Origin of the sequence: Clostridium sardiniense, from assembly GCF_050584765.1 — a bacterium.
GTDB classification, from domain to species: Bacteria; Bacillota; Clostridia; order Clostridiales; family Clostridiaceae; genus Clostridium; species Clostridium sardiniense_A.
In genome coordinates this window covers 217,065-225,302 of the sequence record NZ_JBNOOR010000003.1, presented here as the reverse complement: position 1 = coordinate 225,302, position 8,238 = coordinate 217,065, and the positions used below count along the sequence as shown (strand labels likewise).

General features: G+C 27.3%; 7 protein-coding genes and 1 other annotated feature. Of the genes, 6 read left to right on the top strand and 1 reads right to left on the bottom strand.

The window, feature by feature from the left end:
- Window positions 1-207 precede the first annotated feature (207 nt).
- The 5 genes from ACQPUW_RS14835 to serS all read left to right on the top strand — a co-directional run bounded on the left by ACQPUW_RS14835 (window position 208) and on the right by serS (window position 4,588).
- A complete protein-coding gene (locus tag ACQPUW_RS14835) occupies window positions 208-714 on the top strand; it encodes an HD domain-containing protein (protein ID WP_430838272.1) in 507 nt (168 codons plus the stop codon).
- Window positions 715-753: 39 nt separating this feature from the next.
- Complete coding sequence (locus ACQPUW_RS14830; protein ID WP_430838270.1) at window positions 754-1,263, top strand: transcription repressor NadR; 510 nt, start codon at window positions 754-756, stop codon at window positions 1,261-1,263.
- A 36-nt stretch (window positions 1,264-1,299) separates the two neighbouring features.
- Window positions 1,300-2,715 (top strand): NAD(P)/FAD-dependent oxidoreductase, encoded by a 1,416-nt coding sequence (locus ACQPUW_RS14825; RefSeq protein ID WP_430838269.1) that lies wholly within the window; start codon window positions 1,300-1,302, stop codon window positions 2,713-2,715.
- A gap of 17 nt (window positions 2,716-2,732) precedes the next feature.
- A complete protein-coding gene (locus tag ACQPUW_RS14820; RefSeq protein ID WP_430838267.1) occupies window positions 2,733-2,966 on the top strand; it encodes a DUF1667 domain-containing protein in 234 nt (77 codons plus the stop codon).
- A gap of 71 nt (window positions 2,967-3,037) precedes the next feature.
- Window positions 3,038-3,244 (top strand) — a binding site (T-box leader).
- A gap of 69 nt (window positions 3,245-3,313) precedes the next feature.
- A complete protein-coding gene (gene serS / locus ACQPUW_RS14815) occupies window positions 3,314-4,588 on the top strand; it encodes a serine--tRNA ligase (RefSeq protein ID WP_430838265.1) in 1,275 nt (424 codons plus the stop codon).
- Between the two features lie 73 nt (window positions 4,589-4,661).
- Here serS and ACQPUW_RS14810 read toward each other — a convergent pair whose 3' ends face one another.
- Complete coding sequence (locus tag ACQPUW_RS14810) at window positions 4,662-5,474, bottom strand: HAD family hydrolase (RefSeq protein ID WP_430838264.1); 813 nt, start codon at window positions 5,472-5,474, stop codon at window positions 4,662-4,664.
- A gap of 168 nt (window positions 5,475-5,642) precedes the next feature.
- Here ACQPUW_RS14810 and ACQPUW_RS14805 point away from each other — a divergent pair, with 168 nt between their 5' ends.
- A complete protein-coding gene (locus ACQPUW_RS14805; RefSeq protein ID WP_430838263.1) occupies window positions 5,643-8,234 on the top strand; it encodes a YfhO family protein in 2,592 nt (863 codons plus the stop codon).
- The last annotated feature ends 4 nt before the right edge of the window (window positions 8,235-8,238 follow it).

Sequence of the window (8,238 nt, the reverse complement as noted above, 5' to 3'; positions counted from 1 at the left end):
GGTATAGCTCAGTTGGGAGAGCACCTGCCTTGCACGCAGGGGGTCAAGAGTTCGAATCTCTTTATCTCCACCAAATAGGTGGAAAGCTATGAACTTAGGTTCATAGCTTTTTTTGTTTATATAAAATTGATAAGATATAATCTAAATGATATTATAAAGTAAGAAATAAAATATTTTTAATGAATTTAAAGTTTTGAGGAATTAAAAATGATATATAGAGTTAAACAATTTTTTTGGCATGTAACTTCTAGATGGAAAGGCATAGACAATAAATTAATAAAAAAATATTTAAATAAAAAAGAAATAGAAATATTTAATAGATTAAATATATCTGAACAGCAACATTGTATTAGAGTTTGTAACGATGCATTAGAAAAAGTTAATAAAGAAAATATAGAGATTAATAAGAATAAATTAGCTAAAGTAGCTCTTTTACATGATGTAGGAAAGACCATGAAATCATTAAATGTAATAGATAAGTCCATAATGGTGATGTTAGATAAATTTACTGGTGGAAGTCTTAGAAAGTATACTAAGATTAAAAAAATAGATGTGTATTATAATCATCCTAAAAAAGGTGTTAGAATATTAGAGGATTTATATAGATATGATAATGAGTTCCTAGAAGTAGTAAAGAAGCATCATAAAGAATCTAAAGAATCAGAAGATAATATATATCTTAAAATAATAAGAGAGTGTGATAACAAAAATTGAGGATACTAAAACTATTTAAGGAGGATATATAATAGCAAAATGGATTCAAAGAAGAGAAGAGAAGATATTTTATTAAAATTAATAGAAAATAATGATCCTATAAAAGGTACTGATTTTGCCCAATTATATAGCGTTACTAGGCAGATAATAGTTAAGGATATTGCTATATTAAGAGCAAGAGGAAATAAGATTATAGCTACTCCAGATGGGTACATTATAGCTAAAGAAGAAAATAGGGTTAAATCTATAATTGCAGTATCTCATGATAGTGATAGTATCAGAGAGGAATTGGAGATAGTTATAAAGTACGGCGGAATTATAGAAGATGTAATTGTTGAGCATCCCCTATATGGAGAAATAAAAGCTATGCTAATGATAAAGAATTTAAATGACATAAATAAATTTGTAGAGAAATATAAAAATAACCATGCTAAGCCATTATCAGTATTAACAAATGGCGTTCATATACACACTATTTCAGCTGATGATGAGATTAACATGGATTTGATAAAGGAAGAGTTAAAAGATAAGGGTTTCGTAGTTTCTTAAGTAACTACACTTTAAATATGGAGGTATATCAAAAGTATGGATTATGATGTATTGATACTAGGTGGAGGAATAGTTGGGTGTGCTGTTGCATATGAGCTTTCAAAGTATAATCTTAATATAGCATTAATTGAAAAAGGATATGATGTTGCAGATGATATTGCTGTAGTGAATACTACTATTGTATATGATGGATCAGAAACTTCCAATGAAGTTATGGCTGAACTTGAGAATATAGGGAGCGGTCTTATTAGGGAAGCTTGTGAGAAGTTTAAAATTCCATATAAGAAAGTAGGCTCTCTTAGAATAGCTACTAATGATGCACAATGCGATAAACTTGAGGAGATGTATTTAAATGCAAAAAATAGAGGTATATCTGGGGTTAAATTAGTTAATGGCAGTGAAATAAAAGAGATAGAGCCTAATTTAGATATAGAGGCAAAAAAGGCTTTATATTCAAGAAATACAGCTATAATAGCACCCTATCACTTATCAATAGCATATGCAGAAGTAGCGGCTGATAATGGGGTTAATTTTAGACTGGAAGAGGAAGTTTTAAATATATCTAAAATAACTACCAAAACAACTAAGGGATTTGATGTAATTACAAATAAAAATAAATTTAAATGTAAGGTGGTTATAAATACTATTCCAGATGAAATATATGTTTATGATAATAATAGGATAGAAGAAGAATCAGAGGAAATAATCCAAAAGAAAATGAACTACTTTTTAGCTGAGGATAAAATTAAAAATAGTCTTAAAAAGATAGTTGTTAATGTTATTGATGAGCAAACATTTGTTATAAGTTCTCCTATGATTAATGGTGGTACTATGTTCGGTGTTAAGAATACAAATGTATTAGATACTGATAAGGGCGTTTATTTTAGCAAATATATAGTACCTAGTGTTACTAAGGAAGATATTAGTGAAATGATTAGAGAAGTATATAAAAGAGATGAAATGGTTATTGATAATAGTAAATTCGATGATGGATATATAAGAGTTACTGGTAAGCATTATGGTAAAGTAACTATAGCACCAGCTATTGCGCAAAGCATAAGAAATGATATAGTCAATGGAATGAGTTCTACATTAAAGAAAAACTTTATTGATAAGAGAAGAGAATTTTATAGATTTAAAAATTTAAGTAGAGACGAAATAAATGAAATAATAAATCTAGATAAGAGATATGGAAATATTATATGTGCATGTAATAAGGTAAGTGAAGGCGAAATTATAGATTGTATTAGAAGACCACTTGGAGCTAGAACTGTTGAAGGCGTTAAAAAAAGAACCGGAGCCGGATATGGTAATTGCCATGGATCATATTGTATTAGAAAAATAATAAATATATTGGCAAGGGAAATGGATAAAAGTCCAACTGATATAGTTAGGAATTCAAAGGATTCTAAGATTGTATCAGGAAGAATAAAGGAATTTGATGAGGTCTAGTTTAGGGAGGAATACTTTTGGTTAAGAAAGATATTTTTACTAGTGTTGTAAGAATTAAAGGAGATATTAAGCATAAGGTTGTACCTGTAAAGAGTAGTGATAAGGTTGACGTAGCTTTATGGAGAGAATTTTCTAAAGTTATAGGAAGGATATATGCAAGCACACCTATTAACACTGGAGATATTATATGTAAAAATATATTAAATACAGGTATAGATATCGTATGTAGTAAAAGAATAGATAGTGAGTAATAAATATATTGAGTAAAATATTGACAAAGAAGCTTGGAATGTAATATATTAGAGATAATCGCATAAAATACTTTAAACCGATGATAAGGATAAGTAGTTTTAATTAGGCTTTAAGAGAGTCAGTGGCTGGTGTAAACTGATAGTTCTAATTAATATGAATCCACCTTTGAGGGACTGTGAATGCAAGCAGTACGGTGTGAATCGTTAAATTTATTAAGAGGATAAGAAGTAACTTCTTATCAATTAGGGTGGCAACGCGGAGTCTATTCGTCCCTTTATTAGGGATAATAGGCTCTTTTTATATGTAAAAAATTAAATGATTAAATAGATTTTAGGAGGAAATAGAAATGTTAGACTTAAAAAGAATAAGAAACAATCCAGAAGAAATCAAGTTAGCTTTAACTAACAGAGGAGAAGATTTTGATGTAACTATTATTGATGAATTAGTTAGATTAGATGAAGAGAGAAGAAATATTTTAAGTGAAGTTGAAGTATTAAAGAGCAAGAGAAATCAAGTTTCAGCAGAAATTCCAAAACTTAAAAAAGCTGGAGAAGATGTAGCTCCAATAATGGCTGAAATGAAGGAACTTGGAAATGAAATAAAAGAGCATGATACTAAGCTTGCTGAAGTTAATGAAAAAATGGATTATATAATGCTTAGAATTCCAAACATACCAAATCCACAAGTACCAGAAGGAGATTCTGATGCTGATAATGTTGAGATTAAGAGATGGGGAGAAACTAGAGTGTTTGAAGGTGAACCAAAGGCTCACTGGGATTTAGGAACAGACCTTGGTATACTTGATGCAGAAAGAGGCGGAAAGGTTGCAGGTTCAAGATTTACATTCTATAAGGGATTAGGAGCTAGACTTGAAAGAGCTGTTCTTAACTACTTTATGGATAAACATTCAGATGACCATGGTTATACTGAAATATTACCTCCTTACATGGTTAATAGAAATAGTATGACTGGAACTGGTCAATTACCTAAATTTGAAGATGATGCATTTAAAGTAGAGAATAATGGATTCTTCTTAATACCAACAGCAGAAGTACCAGTAACTAATATGTATAGAGACGAAGTGTTAAATGGAGAAGAGCTTCCAATAAAGCATGTTGCTTATTCAGCTTGTTTCAGAGCAGAAGCAGGATCAGCAGGTAGAGATACTAGAGGTCTTATAAGACAACATCAATTCAATAAAGTTGAATTAGTTAAGTTCTCAAGACCAGAAGATTCATATGATGAATTAGAAAAGTTAGTTAGAGATGCTGAGGAAGTATTAGAAGAATTAGGATTACCATATAGAAAAGTTAGAATCTGCAAGGGTGATTTAGGATTCACTGCAGCATTAAAGTTTGACTTAGAAGTTTGGATGCCAAGTTACAATAGATACGTTGAAATTTCAAGTTGTTCAAACTTTGAAGATTTCCAAGCTAGAAGAGCTAATATTAAATTTAGAGACGGAAAGGGTAAACCTCAATTCGTTCATACACTAAATGGATCAGGATTAGCTGTAGGAAGAACAGTAGCAGCTATACTTGAAAACTACCAAAATGAAGATGGAACTGTTACAGTACCAGAAGTTCTAAAGAGATACATGGGTGTAGATGTAATAAAGTAACATAACAATACAATGTAAAGATATAAAAATAGCAGGTTTTAATATATGCCTGCTATTTTTATATAAATAATTTTTATAAGGAAATTGATTTTAAGTATTTAATAACTCCATCATTAGAATTTGAATCAATTATTGAAGTAGATATATCTTTTATATCTTTTGCAGCATTTTCTACTGCATAACACTCATCAGATATTTCAAACATAGGGATATCATTTAAGTTATCACCAAAAGAAATTAGTCTATCAAAATTAAAAAGGCTCATAATTTCTTTTATAGAATTAGCTTTTGAAGACTTATTACTATATATCTCTAAATTATAGAAGCCATCATTATAAACATCTTTATAGGCAATGGCATATATACCTTCTATATCTTTTACTTTATTAAATATATCCATTATTAAGTCTTTCTCATTTAGTAGTAAAAAATATAAAACATTCGAATCTTTAGGGATAGAAGCATTTATAAAAGTTTTATGAGGGCTTCCTGTTCTATCTTTTATAAATTTTTCTTCAACAGGATTATTAATTCTATCGTAATATGCATTTATATGGTTATCGCAAAGTGTATAAGATAATGCAGAAACATCATTTTCTGATAATATAGATATTAGTTTATCTACTGACTTTGATGGAATAGAATTAAATTTTATATATTTATTATTTTCTATATCATATATTGCAGCTCCATTCATAACAACTACAGGTAGTTTTATATCAATATCTGATAATATTGGTACTACTGTAGCAGGAGTTCTCGCAGTTGCAATAGAGAAATTAAGTCCATCTTCTATAAGCTCTTTTAATATGGACTTTGTATAATTAGAAAGTTTAGCATTACTATCTAATAAAGTTCCGTCTAAATCTGAAATGTATAAATTCATAGGTAGCCTCCAATTTTATTAAAATACAAATTTCCAATAATTATAATATAAATATTTATATAATTCAATTGAACCAATATGGAACACAAAAAAATATATAAATATTATGTATCATATGGAATATTTTAGATAATAATAAGAGTATATGTAATAGTGGAGGCAAAAAAAATGATACATAATAAAAGAAAAAGTATTAGTATATACTTACTATCATTTTTAATACCTATAATAATAATGCTAATAGTTTATGCAATCTCTGAAATATATCCCTTTGGAGATAAAACATTATTATTTAGAGATTTAAGAGGACAATATGTAAGTTATTTTAGTGCGTTTAGAAATGCCTTATTAGGCGATGGAAGTCTATTATACTCCTTTACGAAGGAGATAGGTGGCAATATGTTTGGGCTTACAACTTACTATATGATGAGTCCATTTAATATAATTTTATTATTATTTCCTAAGGAAATGATTACTGAAGCTATTTTAGTGATGACTTTATTAAAAATAGGATCATGTGGATTAACATTATCAATATTTTTAAGAAAATCATTTAAAGACTTTGGGTACTCATCAATTATATTTTCATCAGCTTATGCATTGATGGCTTATAATACAATGTATCAGTCAAATATTATGTGGTTAGATGGAGTTATATTACTTCCATTAGTTTTACTTGGTATAAATAATATTATAAATAAGAAGAGAATTTTACTTTACATATTTACGTTAGCACTGAGTATAATAACTAATTTTTATATAGGATTTATAATATGTATTTTTTCAGTTATATATTTTATATATAAGATTGCTGTAGAAAAGATTTATGCTAAAAAATATTTTTCTAAATCAGTTATTTATAATAGAATCAAATATTTCTTATTAGGTTCTATTTTAGGTGGAGCCCTTAGTTCATTTGTATTAATACCAACTGTATATGCATTATTGGGAGGAAAGGCTAAATTTGAATTTTTCTCAGCTCCAATATATCAAAATTTTAAGATATATGATATATTATCTAAATTCTATATAAATGGATTAGTTAATAATGATATATTAAAGGGATTACCTAATATATATTGTGGGGTATTCATCGCTATTTTATTTATACTATATTTCTTTAATAAAGGAATAAAAAGAGGAGAGAAAATTTACTCCATTATAGTTGTTGGTATCTTACTAGTGAGCTTTTATGTAAATAAAATTGATTATATATGGCACGGGTTTAATAAGCCTGTTGGATTCCCATATAGGTATTCATTTTTATTTAGTTTTTTTATGATTTTATTAGCTTATAAGACCTATATAAATATAAAGGAGACATCAAATACATCAATAGTAATAACATTAATATCAATCTGTATAACTTCACCATTTATGTTTAAGATGAATTATGTATATTTATCAAACTTTAATATTATAGTAAGTACATCATTAGCAATAGTGTACTGTATATTGCTTATAATTAAGAAAAATAAGATAAGATTAGATAATTTACTTAAATTTTTTATAATTATATTAATGCTTGGAGAGCTTGGAATACATGCATTAGAGATAAATATTAAATTGAATTATGCAAAAAGAAGTGAATTTGTAAGATATAATTCAGAGTTAGATAATATTTTAAGTGATATAAAGAGTAAAGATAATAGTTTTTATAGGGTAGGTAAGAACTTTGTATATAATAGCAATGATCCTATGCTTTTAAACTATAATGGATTATCTCATTTTAGTTCAATGTATAAAGTATATGTAAAAGACTTGCTAGGTAAAATGGGATATATGTCAAATAAATTTTTATTTGGAGATGGTATGACTTCAACATTAATATCGAATTCATTACTAGATGTAAAATATATATTATCTAAAGAACAAGATGGAAGACTATATAATAACTACTATAGATTATTAGGAAGTGTTTATGGCATAAATGTATATGAAAATCCGTATTATCTTCCATTAGGATTTATGGTGAATAAGGATATTGTTAATTTAAATATAAAAGATGAGAAAAATCCATTTAAAGCACAAGATGATATTTTAGATTCTATGGTTAAGAGTAACAATAAAAATAATTATTATAAAAAAGATGATTATGAAGTTAAGCTAACTAATCTAATTGTTGAAGATATAAATGGAGCAAAAGAATATACAAAAGAAATAAAAGGTAAGCCAGCATATATAGAGTTTACTATGCAGAATCAAAGTAGTGATCCTTTATATGCATTTATTGAAACTGATAAAATTTATGAAGCACAAATATATCTTAATAATAAGAAAATAACATATTTTTCAGCGAATAATTATAAAATCATACCTTTAGGAAAACGAGCAATTGGCGAGAATCTGAATTTTAAAATAGAACTTAAAAAAAATAAATTTAATATAAGTAATCAATATTTGTATTATTTAGATGTAAAAAACTACAAAAAAGAATATAAGGAAATATCAAAAAATAAATATGATATAAATTACTTTAGCAATACTAATATAAAGGGAACTGTAAATTCGTCTGATGCAAAGAGTGTATTATATACATCTATTCCGTATGATGAAGGATGGAAGGTTAGTATTGATGGAAAGGAAGTTCCGAAAATAAAATTAATAGACTCATTAATAGGGATAAATGTACCAAAGGGAGCACATGAAGTAGAACTTAAATTTACTCCTAAGGGTCTATATTTGGGAAGTATGATATCTATAATAACAGTAGGATTAATATTAATTGGATATCTTTATAAGAAAGCAAGAGATACTTAAGTTA

Coding starts and splice junctions, on each gene's coding strand:
- ACQPUW_RS14835 (WP_430838272.1), top strand. CDS start 208: ATGATATATAGAGTTAAACAATTTTTTTGGCATGTAACTTCTAGATGG.
- ACQPUW_RS14805 (WP_430838263.1), top strand. CDS start 5,643: ATGATACATAATAAAAGAAAAAGTATTAGTATATACTTACTATCATTT.
- serS (WP_430838265.1), top strand. CDS start 3,314: ATGTTAGACTTAAAAAGAATAAGAAACAATCCAGAAGAAATCAAGTTA.
- ACQPUW_RS14810 (WP_430838264.1), bottom strand. CDS start 5,474: ATGAATTTATACATTTCAGATTTAGACGGAACTTTATTAGATAGTAAT.
- ACQPUW_RS14825 (WP_430838269.1), top strand. CDS start 1,300: ATGGATTATGATGTATTGATACTAGGTGGAGGAATAGTTGGGTGTGCT.
- ACQPUW_RS14830 (WP_430838270.1), top strand. CDS start 754: ATGGATTCAAAGAAGAGAAGAGAAGATATTTTATTAAAATTAATAGAA.